Below are 21,088 nucleotides of genomic sequence, written 5' to 3'. Positions count from 1 at the left end.
AGGTGCAAGGTTGCGCGTGGGCGTGTTGTCGCCGTGTCCATGAGATGCTACGGCCGTACGGCGGCGTGCTCCGCATAGACCACATCCACGCGATAGGTGCCGGCGGGATCACCAAGCACGATGCGTCCGCCCGGCAGCTCCTGCCCATCGCGCATCACGCTGGATGCCTCACCCGGAGCCGCCTTGCGCAAGGTCACCTGGTAAATGGCCTCGTGGTGGCGATAGATGACCTCGAAGCCCGCCCAGGATGCCGGTACCACCGGGTGGAACTGAAGCGCCCCATCCACCAGGTGCACGCCCAGCAGCGATTCCACCACCAGGCGATACATCCAGCCGGCTGAGCCTGTGTACCAGCTCCAGCCACCACGGCCGACATGGGGCGGCACGGCGTAGATATCGGCCGTCACCACGTAGGGTTCTACCTTGTAGATATCGGTACTGGCCGCATCGCCGACGTGGCTGCCAGGCTGGATCATCCGCAGCAATTCCCACGCCCGCTCGGCGTCGCCGAGCTCGGCGAAAGCCATCACCGCCCAGATCGCCGCATGGGTGTATTGGCCGCCGTTCTCGCGCACGCCAGGGACGTAGCCGCGGATATAGCCAGGGTCCATGGGGGTACGGTCGAAGGGAGGATCGAGCAGCTGGATCAGGCCGGCATCGGCGCGCACCAGGTGCTCGTCGAGCGACGCCATGGCCTGGCGCCGGCGGGAGTCGCCACCCATGCCCGAGAGCACCGACCAGCTCTGCGCGATGGAATCGATGCGGCATTCCTCGTTGGCCGCCGAACCCAGCGGCGTGCCATCGTCGAACCAGGCGCGGCGGTACCACGCCCCGTCCCACGCTTCGCGCTCAACGGCTTCGCCCAGCTTCGCCACGTGCTCGGCACATGCCTTGGCGAAGGCATCGTCGCCGCGGCGCTCGGCTACCCGGGCAAATTCCTTCATGACGAAGCCGGCAAAAAAGCCCAGCCAAACGCTTTCGCCCTGGCCCTTCTCGCCCACGCGGTTCATGCCGTCGTTCCAGTCGCCGCTGCCTATCAGTGGCAGTCCGTGCACGCCGCGCGCCAGGCCGTGTTCGATGGCGCGCACGCAGTGGCGGTAAAGCGGCTCGCGCAGCATCGAGGTTTGTGGCAGGTCGTAATAGGACTCCTCACCCGGCAATAGCGCGCGTCCTTCGATATAACCCACCGGCTCGTCCAGCACGGCCAGGTCGCCGGTGGCCAGCACGTAGCGCGCGGTGGCCAGGGGAAGCCAGAGGTAGTCATCCGAGCATTGCGTGCGCACGCCGCGGTCCAGCGGCGGGTGCCACCAATGTTGCACGTCGCCTTCGGGGAATTGATGGGCGGCGCACAGCAGCAGCTGCGCGCGCAACAGGGATGGCGCTGCATGCAGCATGGCCATGGCGTCCTGCAACTGGTCGCGGTAGCCCATGGCGCCGCCGGATTGGTAATAGCCACTGCGCGCCCACAAGCGGCAGGCAATGGCCTGGTACATCAGCCAGCGGTTGGCAAGCAGGTCCACGCCGGCTTCGGGTGTGCGCACCTGCACCGCGCCAAGCAACGCATCCCACTGTGCGTGCACCCGTTGCAGTTCGTCGGCGGCCGTACCATTGCGGCGGAAGCGATGGACCAGCGCCGAAGCGGCGGCTTCGTCGCGGCCCAGGCCCATGCGGAACACCACCTCGCGCTTCTCGCCCGGCTCCAGGGCGATGTCGAGCTGGATCGCGGCGCACGGATCCAGGCCCGCACCCACCCGCGACGACCATTGCGCCCGGCCGAGCGCGGCCGGTGCCGCCATGCTGCCGTTACGTCCAAGGAATTCGGCACGGTCGCCACCGATCCGGCGCTTGGGATCTTCCACGTCGAAGAAGGCCACGCGGCCGGGGAATTCCGTGTTGTAGGCGTTGCGGGCGAAGATCGCCCCGCTGGCCGGGTCGGTGGAAGTGACCACCTGCATGGCGGCCTTCTCGCGTACGTCGCCAAGCACCCATTCCACATAGCCCGTGGCCGACAGCCGGCGTGCACGGGTGGACTGGTTGTGGAGCTTCAGCACCAGGAATTTTATCGCCGCATCGGTTCCGACGTAGGTCCACAGCTCGCTGCGGATGCCTCGTTCGACGTGCTCGAACACGCTGTAGCCCGCGCCGTGGCGGGTGATGTAGCGACCTTCGCCCCGGCGCGGCATCGGCGTGGGCGACCATACGTGGTCGGTCTCATCGTCGCGCAGGTACATCGCTTCGCCGCACAAGTCTTGCACCGGGTCGTTGCCCCACGGCGTGAGGCGGAGTTCATGGGCGTTCTCGGCCCACGTATAGGCGCTGCCGCTTTCAGACACCACGGTGCCGAACTGGTCGTTGGCAATCACGTTGCACCACGGTGCCGGCGTCGGCTTGCCTTCGTCGAGCACCACCACATATTCCCGGCCGTCGGCACTGAAGCCGCCAAAAGGATTGGGCTGCTGAAGATCCAACGTGGCGGGTGGCTCGATGGCTTCAAGGCCCGAAGCCGTCACTTGGGACAGGCGCGCCGGATAGGGGGCGCTATCGCCCGGCGCCCGCGCGCCGGCCACGTGCCGATCGATCTGCTCAGCCAGGCTACCGCGTGCATCATTGACGATGATGCGCGCGCTGGCCATGGTGACCTGGCGATCCTCCGGCGAGAGCTGCTGCGTGCCACGCACGAAGATGCCGCCGGGACGATCAAGCAGGCTCGCCTCGCTGCCGGAGGTGATCAAACCCATGATCTGGTCCTGCAATTCCTGCCGGTAGCCGGCATGGTCCTCGTTCCAGATCACCAGGTCCACGGCCAGCCCCTTCAGCCGCCAGTAGGCATGGGCCTGCACCAGTTGTCGCGCCAGGTCGATCCGCAACGGTTCGGCGATCTGCAACAGCACGATGGGCAGGTCGCCGGAGACTGCCTGTCCCCACAGTCCTGATTGCCCGCGCCGATTGCTGGCGATGATCGCCGGATCGGCACGAAGCGTGGCGTTGGGATAGATGATCGAGGTTGCCATGTGTTCGTACAGTTGAGCCTGCGCCAGCGTGGCATTGAGCTGGCGCAGCAACACCTGGGCATGGGTCCAGGCCAGGTCGAACACGCGATCGGCCAGATGCCGGTCGCGGTACTTCCCGATCAGGCCGATGCAACCTTCGCGGGTGTCGGCGATGCCGGTAACGAAATCCAGCGTGGCCGACTGTTCGGGCTCCAGCACGATCCGGCAGCGGATGGCGACGATCGGGTCGAGCACGGATCCGGCGCTTCCGGACAGCGTCGAGACATCGCCATCGAGCGCGCGCGGCCGTGATGCATCGCGCCCGCGTCCAATAAAACGGGCCCGGTCGGTTTCGTAGGACACTTCTTCCACGTGCGCATCGTGTACCGCCAGCAAGTGACACATCCATGGCGTGGCTTCGTCGTGCGAGCGTGGCCGACGCGTACAAAGGATGGCCTGCAACTCATGCACCACTTCGGTCTGCACGAACAGTTTGCTGAAGGCCGGGTGCAACAGGTCCGCCATCGGTGGGGCGAGCACCACCTCACCATAGCTGGTGAGTTCGATCGTGCGCGGGGTGCGGCCAAGATTGGTCACGCGAATGCGGCGAAGCTCGATGTCGTCCTCGGGCGATACGACGATCTGGGTGTGGGTATCCACATCGTTCCGGCGCACGCGGAATTCCGCACGTGATTCGGAGAAAATGGCTTCGAAGCGGTCGGTCTTGGCAAGCGTCGGCTGGTGCGCGGTCGACCAGGTATCGCCCGAGGCCACGTCGCGCACATAACCGTGCATGCCCCAATGGTCGCGGGTGATGTCCTCGCGCCAACGGGTGACGGCCAGGTCGCGATGCCGGCTGTAGCCGCCGCCGGCACTGCTTACCATCACGTGGTAGCGGCCGTTGGAAAGAAGCTGCACGGCCGGGCGGGCGCGATCGGGATCGGTGAACAGGCGAAGGCGCGGTTCCACGACGGACGTCGCGCCTTCCGGTTCCGGGAAGCCGGTGACGTGAAGATATTCGGCGGCCGTGCGTGGCACGCGTTCCTGCAGCAGCAACGAGGTGGCACGCAGCTGCGGGTCGGCCATGAAGCGCCGCTGCATGGGTTTGCCCAGCAGCGTGTGCGCCAAGGCCAGCAGGGACATGCCCTGGTGGTGCACCATGTGCGACTTCACCATCGCCGCGTCCTGGCCCAGCGGCAGCCGTGACGGCGTGAAATCGATGGCCTCATAGAAGCCGAGCCTTGCCTCCATGCCCATGCCGGCCAGGCGCTGCAGGTTGGTGGCCGCCTGGGCCGGCCTTACCATGGCCGCCAGCACGCAGGCATAAGGCGCCATCACCACGTCCTCGGCCAGCCCGCGCTTCAGGCCCAGGCCGGGAACGCCAAAGGCGCGGTATTGGTACGTCAGGTGCACGTCCATCGCGTTGTACCCGGATTCGGACACGCCCCAGGGGCGTCCCAGTTGCCCGGCGTATTGCACCTGGCGCTCCACGGCGGCGCGGCAGGTCTGGTCCAGCAGCGTGCCTTCGAAGCTGGGCATCACCAGCATCGGCATCAGGTACTCGAACATCGAGCCCGTCCACGACAGCAGCACGGGCGAGCCGCCGGTGGTGGTCAACAGGCGTCCCATCGAGAACCAATGTTCCTGCGGCAACTGGCCCTGGGCGATGGCCACGTAACTGGCGAGCCTGGCTTCGGAGGCAAGCAGGTCGTAGTAGCTGGCATCCAGGCGCCGCTGTTCCACGTCGAAGCCGATCGACAGCAGCCGACGTGTTCCCTCGTAGAGGAACTGGAAGTCCATGACAGCCATATCGCCGGCTTGCGCCGCCAATTGCTCGATCCAGGCAATCCTCTCCTGCGCCCGGTTTCGAACAAGCTCGGCATCGGCCTGGGCGGTCCAACCCAACGGCTCGACACGCGAGAGTTCACGCAACGTGGGTATGCCGATGAAGCTGTGCGTATCGCCCAGCGAGGGATCCAGGTGCAACCAACGCGCCTCGGCAAGCAGGTCCGTGCACTGTTCGAGGAATTGCTTCGACCAGAATGCAGCGCTCCCATCGGCGGTGCCCACGTGGGTAGCCACCAATATCGCGGCAGCATCATGTTGTGCCTGCAGCAGGTCCAGCACGTGACTGCTGGTGACGGGCAAGGCCGTCGCCAGGCTGTGCAACAAGTTGTCGATGTCCCGCGTGCTGCCATCCGCTGCGGCCTTGAGCAACAGCAGCGTGTCCCGTAGCCCATCCAGGCACGCGCCGTCGAAGGTGCGCTGGTCGACGATTTCCAGCAGGCCCATGCGCAAGGCAAGGAGGTGGCCGGCAAGGTTGCCGCTATCCACGGACGATACGTACAGCGGCCGCAAGGGCTGCAGTGAGAGTGTGTCGTACCAGTTGAAGAAGTGCCCTCGATGCCGTTCGAGCAGGGCCATCGTGGCCAGGCCCTGGCCTGTGCGCTCCAGCATGCGGCACGCGCTCAGGTAGCCGAAGTCCCGTGCCGCCAGGTTGGCGAGCAGGGCAAGGCCCATGTTGGTGGGCGACGTGCGGTGCGCTACCGCCGGGGCAGGGTCCAGCTGCACGTTGTCAGGCGGCAGCCAGTGGTCTTCCGGTCCCACGTGCACGTCGAAGAACGCCCAAGTCTTGCGCGCCACGGCGCGCAGGTAGGCGTGTTGTTCAGTCGTCGGTGCTACCGACGGCGGCCGCTGCGGCAGGCTGATCCATCGAGCCAGCTCCGGCGAGACGAACCATGCGGCCAGGAAGGGCGCGGCCACCAGCAAGGCGAGCGGACGGTCGAGCATGACGAACGCAAACGTCGCCACCGCCACCACCGGCCCCGCCGCCATCTGGCGCCACAGCGCCCAGGTTCCGTGGTTACTGCGCCGGGCGACATCTTCGGACGACTGCCATTCCAGCAAAGCCTTCTTCGATATGGCCATGCGCCACAGGGTGCGCCCGATGGCATCGAGGTTATACACCGCCTCGTGCGGCAACATGGCCACCGCCAATATGGCGCGCATGCCATGCTGGCCGATATTCCCCAGGGCGGCGTGCAGGTGCTGGCGCAAGCCCACGCCTGCCTGTTTCTGGACGACTTCGAGCAGTGACGACAGCACCGCCGGCAACAGCAGCATGGCCATGGCTACGGCGGTCCACTCGCCAAATTGCACTAGGCCCAGCCAGCCCACCAGCAACATCGCCAACAATGCTGGTGGCACCAGGCTTCGACGCAGGTTGTCCAGGATCTTCCAGCGCGACAATACCGACAGTGGATTCACCCGCCAGCCGTGCGACGCGGTGGGTGCCCAGGGCAACAGCCATGGGAGCAGTTGCCAGTCGCCGCGTATCCAGCGGTGGCGGCGGCGGGCGTCGTCCACATAGCGGGCGGGATATTCCTCGTAGAGCTCAACGTCGCTGACAAGACCCGCGCGGGCAAAGCAGCCTTCGATCAGGTCGTGGCTAAGGATGCGCTCGGGCGGCAGGCGATCGGCCAGGGAAGCCTCGAATACGTCGACGTCGTAGATGCCCTTGCCGATGAACGAGCCTTCGTCGAAGAGATCCTGGTAGACGTCCGATACGTTGCGCGTATAAGGATCGATGCCGGCATCGCTTCCATGCAGGCGCGCATAACGCGAGCGGGCGATGTTGGGCAGGCTGATGCCCACGCGCGGCTGCAGGATGCCATGCCCCGATACCACGCGGCCGCGATCTGCGTCGAGCACGGGTCGGTTCAGCAGGTGGTCCATGGTACCCACCAGCACATGAGCCGATTCGCGCGGGAGCTGCGTGTCGGTGTCCAGGGTGATCACGTAACGTACGGGTGGAAGCGCGGCGAGGTCGCCGGCAATCAGCACGAATGCGTCCGCGGGGCCGCCACGCAGCACCTGGTTGAGATCGGCAAGCTTGCCGCGCTTGCGCTCATGACCCATCCAGCACTGGCTGGTAGGGCTCCATGTGCGTGCGCGATGCAACAGGAAGAAACGATCGACGGTGGTGGTGAGGTAGTGTTCGTTCAGGGCTTCGATGCGTAGGCGCGCCAGATCCAGCAAGGCGGCGTCGCCGGGTAGCGTCTGGGTGCTGGCGTCGGTGAAGTCGGTAAGCAGGGCGAAGTGCAGGTGGTCGTCGCGATTGGCCAGGAAGCGAACTTCCAGCGCGTCTACCAGGGCTTCCAGGTCGTGCGCACTGGCCACCAGGCTCGGGATCACCACCAGCGTGCGCGCCGTCGCAGGAATGCCCAAGGCATAGTCCATGCGCGGCAGGGCATGGGGCGATACCGCCAAAGTGGCCAGCAGATTCCCCAGGCTCAGCGCAAGCTGGCTGGCCACCAATACGGCCGCGACACTTGCCAGGGCCCATATCCAGATAGCCGGGAAACCCGTGCCAGCCAGCATGATGGTGGGCCTGGCAAGGGCGGTGGTAAGCGCCAGCACCAGGACAAGGAATATCGCGACCGGCGCCTGGTCGAAAGCCCGGCGCGCGCGATCGGGGAAGCCGGCGCGCAGGGATAGCGATGTTTCCAGCTCCGCGCGCCCCTTATCGACCAGGAAAAAGCCGACATGGCGCCGCACGCCACCGGACGACCCCTCCGATTGCCCGCATAGTGCGACCGCGGCGCGGGCGATCTCGCGCTCACTGCTGGGCCCGCCGCGTGCGAGGTGTTCCACAACGTGGCGGTAGTGGTCGCGGGTGGCGAAATCCATCAACGGGTAAACCCCCGCGGGGTCGCGTCGCAGCTCCGCTTCCACCAGGCTGGCGCGCTCGACGAATTCCCGCCAGTCGATCGTGGCCAACAGACGCAGGCTGCCGATGCTATTGGCGATGGTGACCTGGTTGGAGGCCTGTTGCTGCGATTCCAGCTGCACCAGATGCTCGATGCTTTGCCCGGTCTCGGCCAGGCGTTGTTCGATCCAGTTCAGCGGCAGCGCCAGCGCGGGGCCCTGGCCCTGCAACCGTCGCGCGAGTTCGGCCACGAACGGGCTGGACATCTCCGGGTCCGAGCGCGCCATATCGGCCACGACCAGCACCACGTTCTTCGGATCATCCCGCGCCAGCACCATCATGGCGTCGGCCCAGTGGGTGGCCAGGGTGCGGCCGCGACGGTCGGCCATCACCTTGGCAGCCACCCGGCGCAGGTTTTCGATCAGCGCCAGGCGCAACATGATCGGCACGGCCCACAGCTCGCCCAGCTGCAATGGCGTCACCAGCTGGTAGGCCTGGATGAACCGCTCCAAATTCGAGGCATCCACGCGCCCATCGCCGTGGGAGATGGTCTCAAGGGCGATGTCGTAGACCCGCGGCAAGCCCGCCGACGCGCCGCCGCGCAGCTGGGGCAGGGCACGGCTATAGCCCCGGGGGAGGTCCTGCCGTGCGATGCGGATCTGTTCCTCGATCAGGTACAGGTTGTCGAGCAACCATTCGGCCGCGGGGGTGATGGTCCATCCCAGGCGATTGACCGATGTCAGGCGCTCGCACGACTGGATCAGCATCGCCTCGTTGTCCGCCAGGCGGGAGAGCAACCGCTCCGGCGCCCGGTGCGTGCTCAAGACGTGTTGGGCGGCCAAGACCTCGCCGTGCGCATCCATCTCGCGCGCGCTGAAAAGCTCGGCGCGCAGGATCGGTTCTGAAGCTGCCACCGGCTGCCGCGCTACCCTGCGGCGACGTTGCATCCGACGTAGCCGGGCCAACAGGCGGTCGGTGGAAACCGGGCGTCTCAAAGCAGCGGGTATAAACGGCGGATGCCGGGAAGGCGTGCACCTTGCATCGGCGCCGCGATAGTGCGCGTACAAACGATCATTCTAATAGCCGCCTTGCGCGCGACCCCAGCGCGCCCGCAGTTAGCCTGCGAGCGCTGGGTTTTATCAGCGAGCCCGTGCACGTTACACCCTCGCGCTTGAGATCATCAGCAACTACTTACGGCATGCTGCGCGATGCGCACGTCAAGAAAGGTTTAAATGACCGGTGGCACAGGCCTGGAGGGGGTGCCGCGGGGCAGACTTTCCCCGTTATCGACGAGGGTTGGGCGCATGAGCAGGTTCCTGCAAGGCGTGGCAATGATGTCGTTGGTGCTGGTGAGCGTTCCGCAGCCGGCGTGGGCGGCACAAGCATCCGCATCGATTCCGGCATCGGTGCGAACGTCCATTGAAAATGACATCAACAAGGAAATTGCCGCGGGCCGGCTTACCGGCGTGTCGGTGGCACTGGTGAGCCATGGCCGCATCGTCTGGGAGCAGGGCTTCGGCTGGGCCGACCAGCAGGAGGGAAGGAAGGTAACGGCGCACACGCCTTTTTCCATCGCCTCCACCACCAAGCCATTCACCACCACCGCGCTGATGACGCTGGTGGCGGCCGGGAAGATCAAGCTCGATCACCCGGGCAATGAATACCTGGGGAAGGCCAAGATCGTCGATGAGAGCGGTCCTGCCAACGGCGTGACCGTGATGCAGATGGCGACGCACTCCGCGGGCCTGCCATCGTTGTTTGCCATGTATCTGGACGGTACCGACGACCATCAGCCTTCCGTTGACCAGATGCTGGAAGACTATGGCCACACGGTGGCGCTTCCGGGCGAGCACTACGCCTATTCCAATGTGGGCATGGGCGCGCTGGCCGGCATCGTCGCCCGTCAGTCGGGCATGGAGTATGGGCAGTACCTGCAGAAGGCCGTCCTGGCCCCGCTTGGCCTGCACGATACCTTCTTCGACACCGATGTTTCCCGTCGCTCGTCGATGGCCGTGCGCTACACCGACGACGGCAAGCCGTTGCCGTTCTACTTGACCCCTACGCCGGGATCGGGCGAGGTGATGTCCAGCGCGCACGACCTGGCGCGCTTTGCGATGTTCCACCTGAAGGATCATCTGCCTGACCAGGAAGCCATCCTTACCGATGCGCAGATCGACCAGCTGCATGCGCCGCACTCGGACGTGGCGCCGCCGGGATTCTTCTACGGCATGGGCTGGCAGGTGCACCAGACGGACGGCAAGACGGATGTGCTGTACCACGGCGGCGGCCAGACCGGCGTGGATGCCGAGTTCGTGCTGCTGCCTGGTGCCGACGTCGCGTGCATCGTGTTGAACAACCGCCATGCGGACGAGGACTTCATTACCGGCGTGCGCGATCGGTTGATCCAGGCCATTGCTCCTTCCTGGAAAGGCATACCCAAGCCGCCGGTGTCCGCTCCCATGCCGCTGACCGCCGACTACCAGGGCACATGGCAGGGAACGGTGCAGGCGCAAGGTCATCGCGTCAATGCCACGCTCGTGATCGACAAACAGGGCAAAGGCACGTTTGCCATCGAGGGGCAGTCGCCCGCACCCATCACGGACCTTGGCATCGTGGATGGCTGGCTTTCCGGTGACACCACGGGTAGGACCGGTGCGTCAGATGCCGAGCGTGCCAAGTTGACCAAGTTGAGCCTTGGCCTGAAGTTGCGCGGTGACACCATCGACGGCGAAATCGACGCCTGGGACAAGACGCCGGCGAGCATGACGATCCTTCCGTTCTGGGCGAAGCTCACCCGGCAGCCATGAGTGTGGCTGGCGGGATTCTCCCGCCTCGTGGCGCGTGGAAGATCTCGCTTCTCGTACAGAAGATCTCGTAAAGTGTGGAACTGGCACATGCATGTGGCGCAGGGCGAAAGCATGTTCGATCTCAGGAAATTCTTTCTCGCCGCCATCGTCCTGCAGCCAGGCCTGACCGCGCCCGTGCATGCCCAGAACGAACCATCCCGCGCTCCAGTCAACGACACCTGCGTGGACGTCCAGGTCAATGGCCGGGCGGTGCTTTCCTACGCCTGCCTGTCCCGGCAAATGCTTCCCGCCGCGGGCAGCACATCGACGCTGGCGGTGGCGGATGGGGTGCAGAACGTATCGTCGAACCGCCGTGTGGGCCAGTACAACCAATCAGCCTTCGGCCAGCGCATGGGCGACAACCTTGGCAAATCGGTCCACCCGGCACGTCCCCCGGCGGCGTCGCCGCCGGCTCTTCCGGTGCTCAAACCGGGCGGCTGACACGCGCATGTCATGAATCGTGTCATCAAAGTGATGCCGTACTGTTATGGATCGCGCCTAAGTTAGCTGTTGGTAGGGACCAAAGACCTTTCGGGTGGACGGGATGGCCGTAACGCGTGGCACTGTCGCGTGGTTCGGTGCCCTGGCCTGCCTCAGCTTCCAATGCCTGGGTACTGAGCAAACGCAGCTCCCCGTGGCGCCTGCAGCGAGCCACGTGACCGATGAACAAATTCGGTTCGACATACCGGCACAATCGCTCGTGACGGCGCTGCGCGCCTATAGCGAAGCCACGGGCCTGGCCGTGCTGATCGATGATCCATTGACCCAGGGTCGTCATTCGCCGGGTGTGCAGGGATTGTTCGATCCGGCCGATGCCCTGCGGGAACTCCTGGCAGGCACGGGGCTGCATGCACAGTACGCGGCGCATGGCGGGTTCACCGTGGTGCCCGATGTACGACCCGGTGCCGAGACCAACCTCAGCTTCGCCGGGTCACCGCCCGAAGACGACCAACAGGACGCTCCTTCCTTCGTCGAGGAAAACTACGCGCGCGAGTTGCAGGCGCGGGTTACCGCAGCCCTGTGCGAATCGGCGAAGACCCGTCCGGGTACGTTCCGCCTGGCGATACAGCTGTGGATTGCGGACACCGGCAGGATCGAGAAGGTCAATCCGCTGGAAACGACCGGCGACGACGGCACCGACCGCGCCATTGCCTCCGCCGTGCGCGGTGTGCGCCTGTCGCCGCCGCCTGCGGCCATGCCGCAACCAGTCACCCTGCTGCTGCGGCCGCGTACACCGGGCAAGGCCGACCCGTGTGCCGGCACGAGCCCCCGCGAGCCTGCCTGACATGCAGCCGACGATGCTCAATCTTTTCATGGAGCACTACCAGTCGTTCGCCGGACGGCTGCGCCGCCGGCGGCTCCCCGATGAATTCGTCAATGACGTGATGCAGGAAACCTTCCTGCGCGTGGAGGGCATGGGTAGTTCCCACCGTGTGGTTCACAACCCCGTGGGCTATCTGTTCCGCATGGCGCTGAACGTGGCAGCCGACCAGCGCAAGGCAGACAGCCGCCTGCTTACCGGCGGCGAGATCGAGGAACTGCTGCATATCGCCGACGACTCGCTCGATCCGGCTTGGGTATTCCGCTCGCGCCAGGAGCTGGGCCAGCTCGAGACGGCCCTGATGGAGCTCACCGTGCGCCAGCGCGCCATCCTGGTGGCGGCACGCGTGGAGGAAACCCCCCAGGCCGATATCGCCCGCCATTTCGGCATCTCCACGCGCATGGTGGGGAAGGAATTGAAGAAGGCACTGGAGCATTGTGGCCGGCGACTGGACCGCAAGGTAACGCAGCGGTTCGGTCCCGGCTCCGGTAAAACGTCTTGACTGGTATGGAAGGTCAACGATTCCACCGGACAACGGACGACGAACTGCGCCGGGAAGCGCAGGCGTGGTTGTTACGCCTGACCTCCGGCCACGCTACGGTGGCTGATGCCCAGGCGTTCCGCGAGTGGTGCGCGCGCAGCCCGGCGCACGCCGAAGCATTTGCACGCACGCGGGTGCTGTGGGAAGAGATGGGCCGCCATGCGCGGAACGTCCAGGAGAGCCCGCAGCGCAGCCGGAAGCAGCCCGCTCGTGATCGTGGCGGTCCGCGCATGAGCCGCCGGGCTTTCATCGGCGGCGCCGTGGCCGCCTCCGCGGCGCTATGGCTGGCGCGGGCGCCCATCGGCGCGTGGCTCGATGCCGATGGCGCGGACCTGCGCACCGCCACAGGCGAACAGCGCCGCGTGGAAGTGGCGCGCGGCGTGGTGGTGGAAATGAATACGCAAACCGCAATCAGGCTGGTGCCTGGCGGTCGCGGCATGACCTTGCTCGAAGGCGAGGCCACCATCACCACCGATCAATGGCTTGCGCAGCCCTTCGCCGTCCAGGCCGGCCATGGCCGGGTGCTTGCGGCGGCGTCGAGCGAGTGCAATGTGCGCTGCCTGGATCGCGGCATCGAAGTGACCTGCCTGGAAGGTTCCACGGAACTGGCCTGCGGCGGCGTGCAAGCCACGATAAAGCCATCGCAGCAGCTCGATTACGACGACCAGGGCCCCGGCGTGGCCGTGGCGGTGAACCCGGAGGTGGCCATGGCGTGGCGCCGCCGGTTGCTGATCTTCGATGACGAACCCCTGTCGGCCGTTATCGACGACATCAATCGCTATCGTCCAGGAAAAATCATCCTGACCAACCGTGAGTTGGCGGCCCGCAAGGTGCACGCCCGTTTCTCGCTCGACCAGATGGCCGACATCGCCACGCTGATCCACGACGCCTACGGCGCTGACATCACCACGTTGCCTGGCGGGGTCATCCTCCTCGGCTAAAGGCCGCGGCAGGTGAATTTTTTATGACAACGGTTCAGTGCGGCGAGCCTGCGTCCGTCTGTTAGACGACAGCGCGTCGATGTCGGCGCGCGAACGAATTGACCATAGGGGAAACGGCGGCGTGAGCAAGCACGGGCGGCGGGTGGGCGTATGAGCGGATGTGTGCCACCGCTGCGCAGGGCAAGACTTAGGCTGTGCGTCAGCATTGGCATGCTGTTGGCCGCGGCATCGGCCACACAGGCACAGCAGGCGCCCGCCGCCGCGGCGCCGGAGACGTTCGACGTCAACGAGTACGTGGTGGACGGCAATACCGCGCTGCCGGCCCTGGACATCGAGACAGCGGTCTACCCGTTCCTGGGTCCTGGCCGATCGATGGGTGACGTCAATGGCGCCCGCGATGCGCTGCAGAAGGTGTACCAGGACCGCGGCTATCAGTCGGTGGTGGTGGACGTGCCGCCGCAAGCGGTGAAGGGCGGCGTGATCCATCTGCAGGTGATGGAGAACACCATCGGCCGCGTGCGCGTGGAAGGCGCGCGCTACCACTCGCCGCAGGCCATTCGCGACGCCGTACCAGCCCTGGCCGAAGGGACCTTGCCGAATTTTCATAACGCGCAAGACCAGCTGACCCAGGTCAACCGCCAGCCCGGCCAGCAGGTGGTGCCGGTACTCAAGCCCGGCACGATGTCGCAGACCATGGATGTCACCCTGAAGGTGGACGACGCCTCGCCCTGGCACGGCAGCGTGGAAGTGAACAACGACCACAGCGTGAACACGCCGGAGCTGCGCACCGTGGGTACCGTGCGCAACGACAACCTGTTTCAAAAGGGTCAGTCAGCCTCGCTCACCTATATCGTGGCGCCGGCCGACCGCCACGCCGCCGAGGTGTATGCAGGTTCGTACCTTGCACCGTTGAACGACACCTGGAGCGTGCTGGGCTCGGCGTACAAATCCAACAGCAATGCGAATATCGTCGGCGGCACCACGGTACTGGGCAAGGGCAACGCCTTCGGTTTCCAGCTGATCGCCACGTTGCCCACGCACGGCGGATTCGCGCAGTCGTTAAACCTGGGCGTAACCCGCAAGCACTTCGACCAGAACATCGGCCTGAACGGCGCCGAGTCGAAATCGCCGATCACCTATATTCCCTTCACCGCCACCTACAACGGGCAGGTGGCGCGGGAGAAATCCACCACCACGTTCTCCATCGGCGCCACGGCAGGCATGCGCGCCGGCGGCAGCGACTCGGCGGAGTTCGACAACCAGCGCTACCAGGCCAAGGCGGACTTCTTCTACCTGAAGGGCGACCTCGGCCACGTGTACACCTTCACCAGCGGCTTCAGCATGGCGCTGCGTGCCAGCGCACAGGCTTCCAATACCTCGCTGGTGTCGAGCGAACAGTTCGCCGCGGGCGGCGACAGTTCCGTGCGCGGCTACCTGGAAGCGGAGGACACCGCCGACCACGGCATGATCGGGTCGGTGGAATTGCGCACCCCGTCGGTGGCGGGGCACCTGGGCAAGCCGATCGACGAGCTGCGTTTCCATGCCTTCGTCGATGCCGCCCATTTGATGCTTTCCAATGCGCTGGCCCAGCCGGTGGACGTGAGCGACCCGAGCCTGGGCGATACACGCCAGACCCGCTTCAACCTGCTGAGCGCAGGACTGGGCACGCGCTTCCAGGTGTTCAACATCATTACCGGCACGCTCGAGTTCGCCTATCCGTTCAAGGACGGCCAGTCCACGCGCGCGCACGACACACGTATCCATTTCAGTCTCAGGGCGGATCTGTAGGCCGCAAGGCCACACCGTACTTTCAGGGGAATACAAGCTATGCGATTTTTGACCTTGGCCTGCCTCATCGTCCTCGCCTGGATGCCCCAGGTGGTTCGCGCCGATACGTCCTGGTGGGATTCCGACTACGCCTATCGCAAGGCGATCACCATCGACAGTACGCCGGCAGGTGGCAACCTGACCCAGGCAACGGGGCGCGTGCCCTTGCTGATTCGCCTGCACTCGGGGAATTTCCAGTTCGATGGCGTGGGTGAGGGCGGCGGTGACATTCGCTTCATCGCTGCCGACGGCAAGACCCCGCTGAACTACCAGATCGAGCGCTTCGATCCGCTGCTGGGCGTGGCGATGATCTGGGTGGATATCCCGGACGTCGGCGCATCCGCGCAGCAGCCGATCTGGATGTACTACGGCAACACCAAGGCGGTGGATGGGGGCAAGGGCAGCGCGGTGTTCGACGCCGACTACAGCCTGGTCTACCACTTCGACGATGCCGCCGGCGCCAGCCCGAAAGACGCAACTGCCTACGCCAACAACGCGCAGCACGGCGCCGTGCGCACCATCGATGGCGTGATCGGCAAGGCCGCCCACCTGGACGGAACCTCGCCGCTGGTACTGCCGGGCAGTGCATCGCTCAATACCACCGACGGCGGCGGCTTCACCTTCAGCACCTGGCTGAAGGTGGACGCGCTACCTACGGCACGTGAGCTGGTCTATGCACGGCGCCAGGATGGCCGCGACCTTCTGGTGGGCCTGGATGCCGGTGGCCTGCCGTTCGTCGAAGTCAATGGCGTGGTCTCGCAGCCCAATGCCACTACCGGTGCCATCAAGGCCGGGCAGTGGACGCACATCGCCGTGACCGCGGCCAACGGGAAAATCCAGCTCTACGTCGACGGCGCGCCCTACGGTGACGTCGCCGCCGCACTGCCGGCCTTCACCGCAGCCGCCACCATCGGCGCGGACGCAGCCACCGATGCGACCGCCGCGGTTACGGCGCCTTTCGTAGGCGACCTGGACGAACTGCGCCTCTCGCGCATCGCCCGCTCGTCCATGGTGGTGCACCTTGATTCTTTCGCCCAGGGTTCTGAAACCAAGCTGGTGCAGTACGGCGAAGACGAGAAGAAATCCGGTTTCGGCTTCGGCTACTTCGGCATCATCGTCAAGTCCGTCACCGCCGATGCGTGGGTGGTGATCGGCATCCTGATGATCATGGGCGTGCTGTCGTGGGTGGTGATGTGGCGCAAGGGCCGCTACGTGTCGGCCATCAGCTCGGCCAACGATCGCTTCCTGGCGCGCTACCACGAGTTGGGCGACGACCTGCTCGGACTATCTGGTTCCGATAGCGCCAACGCCGGTGGACGTCGGGAATTCACCGGTTCATCGCTTTACCACCTCTACGAGACGGGCGCACGCGAAGTGTGGCGTCGCCGCGACAAGAGCGGGCGCGTCGTGATCGCCTCCGAATCGATCGAGGCGATCCGCGCGGCGATGGACGCCACGCTGGTGCGCGAGAACCAGTCGCTGTCCAAGTCGATGGTTCTTCTGACCATCGCGATTTCCGGCGGCCCCTTCCTAGGCCTCCTGGGTACGGTGGTAGGCGTGATGATCACCTTCGCCGCGATTGCCGCCGCGGGCGACGTCAACGTCAACGCCATCGCACCCGGCATCGCCGCCGCATTGCTGGCCACGATTGCCGGCCTGGCCGTCGCGATTCCCGCATTGTTTGGCTACAACTACCTGCTCACCCGCAACAAGAACGTTACCGCGAACATGCAGGTGTTCGTCGATGAATTCGTCACGCGCCTGGCCGAGCTGCATCGCAGCATCGACCAGAAATCCCTGGAAGGCTAAAGGAAGCATCCCATGCGCGCCCAGGACGACGACAAGCCGTACGACGACATCAACATCACGCCCATGCTGGACCTGGCGTACGTGCTGCTGGTGATCTTCATCATCATGACCACGGCCTCGGTGCAGGGCGTGAAGGTCAACCTGCCCAAGGCCAGCGCCTCGGTGAGCCTTTCCAAGGCGCAGACCAAGGCCATCACGGTGTCCGAATCCGGGCAGATTTTCCTGGATGCCTTCCCGGTAACCCTGGACGAACTCGAACAGCGGCTGCGCGCGCAAAAGGCGTCCACGCCCGATTTCCCGGTGATCGTGAAGGGTGACGCCAACGTCCAGTACCAGAAGGTGGTGGACATCCTGGACCTGCTGCGCCGGCTGGACCTCAGCCAGGTGGGCCTGGTCACGGGCAAGCAGTCCACATGACGTCGGGTCCACCCAACTGGGTTGAGCCTTCGCCGCTCGCCAAACGCTGGCAACGCTGGCGTGGCTGGATCGTGCTGCTGATCGTGTTGCTGGTGGCGGGCTTCGCCATCTGGCAACTGGCCGGCAGCCAGGTAGGCGTGCGCCGCTCGGCGCCGCGTATCGCCACCATCACGCCGCTGCCACCGCCGCCTCCGCCGCCGAAGGAAAAGCCGCCGGAGCCGAAGAAGCAGGAAGTGCAGCAGGACCTGCCGCGGCCGAACAGTCCGGCCAAGCCCGTTGAATCGCCCAAGCAGGCACCGGACACGGCCAAGCAGGTCACCATCAATGGTCCCGCGCAGGCTGGCAACGACGCCTTCAACATCGGCGCGGGCGAGGGTGGCGGCATGGTGGGCGCCAATGGCGGCACGGGTGTCGGCGGTGCGTCGTACGACCAGTACCTGGGCTATGCCATCCAGCAGGCCGTGCAGCGCGACGACCGCATCAACCGCCTTGCCTTCGAAGTGCGCGTGGACATCTGGATGGATGCCGACGGGCGGCTGACCCGCGCGCAGCTGGTCAATTCCACCGGCAGTGAAAAAACCGATGCGGCGCTGGCCGATGCCTTGCGCGCGATGCCCGCGGTGGACGTGCCGCCGCCGGCAACCGCGCATTTCCCCTTGCGCGTGCTGATCCGCGGCCGCCGACCCGGCTGATGACCTTCATATGCCCATGAACAGCACACGACTTTTTAAAGTTCCGGAGAACAGCATGACCATGCACAAAGCCCTTCAGCGCTCGCTTCGGTTCGGCGTGCTGTCGGTAGCCATCGGCCTTGCGCTAGGGGCGGCCCCGGTGATGGCGCAGACCTCGCCCTCGCCCAACGCCACGATCAACCTGGTGCGCCTGCTGGTGAAGCGCGGCGTGCTGACCCAGGCCGACGCCGACGGGCTGATTGCGCAGGCCAACGCGGAAGCCGCGCAGGCAGCGCCCGTGGCGGTACCGCCGGCGGACCAGGCTGTCGCTGCCACGGGCCCGGTACATGTGCAGTACGTGCCGCAGGTGGTGCGCAACCAGATCCGCGACGAAGTGAAGCAGGAAGTGATGGCGCAGGCGCGCACCGAGCATTGGGCGCAACCCGATGCCTTGCCCGGCTGGCTCGACCGCATCGCCTGGTCGGGCGACATGCGCTTCCGCGACCAGTTCAACTACTTCGACAAGGGCAATGCCTCGCCCGTGGTCGATTTCGCGGCGCTCAACCGCAAGGGCCCGTACGACCTCAACTCGCTGGTACCGCCGCCGCTGTTGAACACGCTGGAGAACCGTACCAACTCGCTGCGCATCCGCGCACGCTTGAAGGCCGAGATCACGCTTGGCGACACGGTAACCGCAGGTATCGGCCTCGGCAGCGGCGACGACAACGACCCGGTATCGACCACTCAGACCCTGGGCGGTGGCTTCACCAAGAAGAACCTCTGGCTCGATCAGGCCTACCTGACCTGGAAGCCGGCCGACTGGTTCGCCATCACCGGCGGCCGCATGCCCAATCCGTTCATGAGCAGCAACCTGCTCTTCGCCGACGACCTTAATTTCGACGGCCTCGCCAGCAAGTTCAACGTGCCGTTCGGCGACGACTTCAGCGCCTTCGCCACCGCCGGCATGTTCCCGATCGAATACCAGGCGGATGATTTCCCGACCACGCAAAGCCCGAAGGATTCCAGCCGCGACAAGTGGCTGACCGCAGCCCAGGTGGGCGTGAACTGGAAGATCGACGAAGACACCCAGTGGAAGACCGCGCTGGCCTACTACCGTTTCAACGACTTGCGCGGGCAGTTGTCCGCCCCGTGCGCGATCTACCAGGGTGCGGATTTCTGCAGCACCGACAACACCCGCCCGGCCTTCATGCAGAAGGGCAACTCGCTGTTCCTGCTGCGCGACATCATCCCCGATCCGTCCTCGCCCAGCGCTTACGCCCAGCCGCAGTTCGTGGGCCTGGTCTACGACTACCACCTGGCCGATGCCATCACCCAGCTGGACATGCACGTGGCCGGTACGCCGCTTCGCCTGGAAGCTGAGTACGTGCGCAACATGGCTTACCACAGCGCCGATGCCTTCGGCCCGAACATCGGCCTGAACCGGCTGGTGAACAACTTCGGCAGCGGTGATGTCACCGCCGATAGCTACAAAAGCGGCCCGGTCGGCTGGATGCTGCGCACTACGCTGGGCCATCCGCAGCCCACCGAGGCCAACGACTGGAACGTGGTGTTTGGCTACAAGTACCTGCAGCCGGACGCCGTGGTCGATGGTCTGAACGATCCGGACTTCCACCTGGGCGGCACCAACGCCAAGGGCTTCGTGCTTAGCGGCAGCTTTGGCCTGAACAAGTACACATGGCTCTCGGCGCGCTACTTCAATGCCAAGCAGGTATACGGTCCGCCGCTGTCGATCGATGTGATCCAGCTTGAAATGAACGCGCGGTTCTAGGAGGCGATGATGAAGCTTATCCTCCCGCCATTCGCACTCCTGCTGTCGCTGGTGATGGCCGGCAGCGCCGCCGCGCAACCGGCCAGCCTTGAATCGCGCCTGCGCGACCAGCTTCGCCAAGTGCAGGGGCAGATGCAGGACATGCAGGGTCAACAGGCCCAGTTGCAGTCGCGCAATGCGGCGCTCGAAGCCGAGCGCGACGCGGCGAAGAAGGACGCCGAAGCCGCCCGTGCGGAGCTTGCCAACAGCAAGGGTCGCAGCTCCGGCGATGCGCAGGCGCTGGCCGCGGAGCGTTCCCGCCAGCAGGCGTTGCAGGCCACCGCGGATCGCTACAAGAAAGACTACGACCAGTCCGCCACGGCGGCGCGCGCCACCGAGGCCGAACGCAGCCGCCTGGCCGGCCAGCTCGAGCAGGCCACCGCGAAGCTCGATACCTGCGCTGCTAAGAACATCCAGCTCTACGACGTGGGCAAGGAGATCCTCGACGCCTACGAGCACATCGACATGGGCCAGGTAATGTCGGCCCGGCAGCCGTTTGCCGCCAGCTCGCGGGTGCGCCTTGAGAACGCGGCGCAGGCCTTCGGCGACAAGCTTTACGAACAGCGCTTCGACCCGGCCAAGCAGGCTCCGGGGCGCTAATGCATTCAGGCGCGCACCATGGAAGAACATGTACAGCAAGGGCAGCGGCGTGGGCCGCTTGTGGCCTACCGATGAGCGCGCCTGACGCACTGGCCGAGGCGGTACACCAGCTGATCGCCGAGCGGCACCAGCCCAATGCCGACGTGGTGCTGGACCGTTGCTCCCGCGAGGTGCTGGTGAGCTTGCTCGAGTCCCAGACCCACGTGCTCACCGGCCGTACGCGCTACGTGGTGGAAACCAAGCTCCGGCTGCGCCGTGTGGATCACCACACCGAAGAGCTGCCGCCGCTGAAGGTGCTGATGCACGTACTCAATACCTGGTGCATCGAAGGCTGGCGCGCGGCGATCCATCGAGTGCTGGCCGAGCTCGATGCCGGTGAGCTGGCGGCACTGGCCGCGCTTCCGGGCCTGGACCCCGAGGTCGCTTCGATGTCCCGCAACAGTTTGTACCGGGAGGACTGACGGCCATGCCGCACTGTCATCCCATCGCCATAAAACGTGGCACGCCAGCGTCATTACCGTGCGCAGGGACGCGCGCGACCCTTGGTGGCAGGACCGCCGCCGGCTTTCTTATCGATCCATCCAGCGTC

Annotated in this window: 13 protein-coding genes; 12 read left to right on the top strand and 1 reads right to left on the bottom strand. The window is 65.5% G+C overall.

Annotated features, from left to right (window positions below; all coding sequences use genetic code 11):
• Nucleotides 1–47 precede the first annotated feature (47 nt).
• Entirely contained in the window at nucleotides 48–8,645 is an 8,598-nt protein-coding gene (locus NDK18_RS14000) for a glycoside hydrolase family 94 protein (protein ID WP_250628115.1), read from the bottom strand.
• Between the two features lie 357 nt (nucleotides 8,646–9,002).
• On the opposite strand from NDK18_RS14000, the gene NDK18_RS13995 reads away from it, so the two are divergent.
• From NDK18_RS13995 to NDK18_RS13940, 12 genes are all read left to right on the top strand, one after another.
• Complete coding sequence (locus tag NDK18_RS13995; protein WP_250628114.1) at nucleotides 9,003–10,505, top strand: serine hydrolase domain-containing protein; 1,503 nt, start codon at nucleotides 9,003–9,005, stop codon at nucleotides 10,503–10,505.
• An 87-nt stretch (nucleotides 10,506–10,592) separates the two neighbouring features.
• Nucleotides 10,593–10,985 carry a hypothetical protein gene (locus NDK18_RS13990; RefSeq protein WP_250628113.1) on the top strand — a complete coding sequence of 131 codons (393 nt, stop codon included), beginning with the start codon at nucleotides 10,593–10,595 and terminating at the stop codon, nucleotides 10,983–10,985.
• Nucleotides 10,986–11,088: 103 nt separating this feature from the next.
• Entirely contained in the window at nucleotides 11,089–11,829 is a 741-nt protein-coding gene (locus NDK18_RS13985; protein WP_250628112.1) for an STN domain-containing protein, read from the top strand.
• A gap of 1 nt (nucleotide 11,830) precedes the next feature.
• Entirely contained in the window at nucleotides 11,831–12,367 is a 537-nt protein-coding gene (locus NDK18_RS13980) for an RNA polymerase sigma factor (RefSeq protein ID WP_250626024.1), read from the top strand.
• A gap of 5 nt (nucleotides 12,368–12,372) precedes the next feature.
• Entirely contained in the window at nucleotides 12,373–13,347 is a 975-nt protein-coding gene (locus NDK18_RS13975) for a FecR family protein (protein ID WP_250626680.1), read from the top strand.
• A gap of 210 nt (nucleotides 13,348–13,557) precedes the next feature.
• Nucleotides 13,558–15,135, top strand: a complete 1,578-nt coding sequence (locus NDK18_RS13970; RefSeq protein ID WP_250628111.1) for a ShlB/FhaC/HecB family hemolysin secretion/activation protein — start codon at nucleotides 13,558–13,560, stop codon at nucleotides 15,133–15,135.
• A 39-nt stretch (nucleotides 15,136–15,174) separates the two neighbouring features.
• Nucleotides 15,175–16,983 carry a DUF2341 domain-containing protein gene (locus tag NDK18_RS13965; protein ID WP_250628110.1) on the top strand — a complete coding sequence of 603 codons (1,809 nt, stop codon included), beginning with the start codon at nucleotides 15,175–15,177 and terminating at the stop codon, nucleotides 16,981–16,983.
• A 12-nt stretch (nucleotides 16,984–16,995) separates the two neighbouring features.
• Entirely contained in the window at nucleotides 16,996–17,400 is a 405-nt protein-coding gene (locus tag NDK18_RS13960; protein ID WP_250628109.1) for an ExbD/TolR family protein, read from the top strand.
• Complete coding sequence (locus NDK18_RS13955; RefSeq protein WP_250626020.1) at nucleotides 17,397–18,092, top strand: TonB family protein; 696 nt, start codon at nucleotides 17,397–17,399, stop codon at nucleotides 18,090–18,092. Before NDK18_RS13960 ends, NDK18_RS13955 begins: the two co-directional genes overlap by 4 nt.
• 55 nt (nucleotides 18,093–18,147) lie before the next feature.
• Nucleotides 18,148–19,860 carry a putative porin gene (locus NDK18_RS13950; RefSeq protein WP_250628108.1) on the top strand — a complete coding sequence of 571 codons (1,713 nt, stop codon included), beginning with the start codon at nucleotides 18,148–18,150 and terminating at the stop codon, nucleotides 19,858–19,860.
• 9 nt (nucleotides 19,861–19,869) lie between these two features.
• Nucleotides 19,870–20,499: a hypothetical protein gene (locus NDK18_RS13945; RefSeq protein WP_250628107.1), complete on the top strand. Its 630-nt coding sequence runs from the start codon at nucleotides 19,870–19,872 to the stop codon at nucleotides 20,497–20,499.
• A gap of 71 nt (nucleotides 20,500–20,570) precedes the next feature.
• Nucleotides 20,571–20,960, top strand: a complete 390-nt coding sequence (locus NDK18_RS13940; protein WP_250628106.1) for a hypothetical protein — start codon at nucleotides 20,571–20,573, stop codon at nucleotides 20,958–20,960.
• Nucleotides 20,961–21,088 lie beyond the last annotated feature (128 nt).

This window comes from Pinirhizobacter soli (assembly GCF_015905305.1).
Classification (GTDB): domain Bacteria; phylum Pseudomonadota; class Gammaproteobacteria; order Xanthomonadales; family Rhodanobacteraceae; genus Pinirhizobacter; species Pinirhizobacter soli.
Note: the sequence above shows the minus strand (reverse complement) of the source record. Positions and strands in the feature narration are given on the sequence as shown.

Excerpts from the sequence above, each read along its gene's own strand:
- NDK18_RS14000 (WP_250628115.1), bottom strand. The coding sequence starts at position 8,645 with ATGCAACGTCGCCGCAGGGTAGCGCGGCAGCCGGTGGCAGCTTCAGAA.
- NDK18_RS13995 (WP_250628114.1), top strand. The coding sequence starts at position 9,003 with ATGAGCAGGTTCCTGCAAGGCGTGGCAATGATGTCGTTGGTGCTGGTG.
- NDK18_RS13990 (WP_250628113.1), top strand. The coding sequence starts at position 10,593 with ATGCATGTGGCGCAGGGCGAAAGCATGTTCGATCTCAGGAAATTCTTT.
- NDK18_RS13985 (WP_250628112.1), top strand. The coding sequence starts at position 11,089 with ATGGCCGTAACGCGTGGCACTGTCGCGTGGTTCGGTGCCCTGGCCTGC.
- NDK18_RS13980 (WP_250626024.1), top strand. The coding sequence starts at position 11,831 with ATGCAGCCGACGATGCTCAATCTTTTCATGGAGCACTACCAGTCGTTC.
- NDK18_RS13975 (WP_250626680.1), top strand. The coding sequence starts at position 12,373 with ATGGAAGGTCAACGATTCCACCGGACAACGGACGACGAACTGCGCCGG.
- NDK18_RS13970 (WP_250628111.1), top strand. The coding sequence starts at position 13,558 with ATGCTGTTGGCCGCGGCATCGGCCACACAGGCACAGCAGGCGCCCGCC.
- NDK18_RS13965 (WP_250628110.1), top strand. The coding sequence starts at position 15,175 with ATGCGATTTTTGACCTTGGCCTGCCTCATCGTCCTCGCCTGGATGCCC.
- NDK18_RS13960 (WP_250628109.1), top strand. The coding sequence starts at position 16,996 with ATGCGCGCCCAGGACGACGACAAGCCGTACGACGACATCAACATCACG.
- NDK18_RS13955 (WP_250626020.1), top strand. The coding sequence starts at position 17,397 with ATGACGTCGGGTCCACCCAACTGGGTTGAGCCTTCGCCGCTCGCCAAA.
- NDK18_RS13950 (WP_250628108.1), top strand. The coding sequence starts at position 18,148 with ATGACCATGCACAAAGCCCTTCAGCGCTCGCTTCGGTTCGGCGTGCTG.
- NDK18_RS13945 (WP_250628107.1), top strand. The coding sequence starts at position 19,870 with ATGAAGCTTATCCTCCCGCCATTCGCACTCCTGCTGTCGCTGGTGATG.
- NDK18_RS13940 (WP_250628106.1), top strand. The coding sequence starts at position 20,571 with ATGAGCGCGCCTGACGCACTGGCCGAGGCGGTACACCAGCTGATCGCC.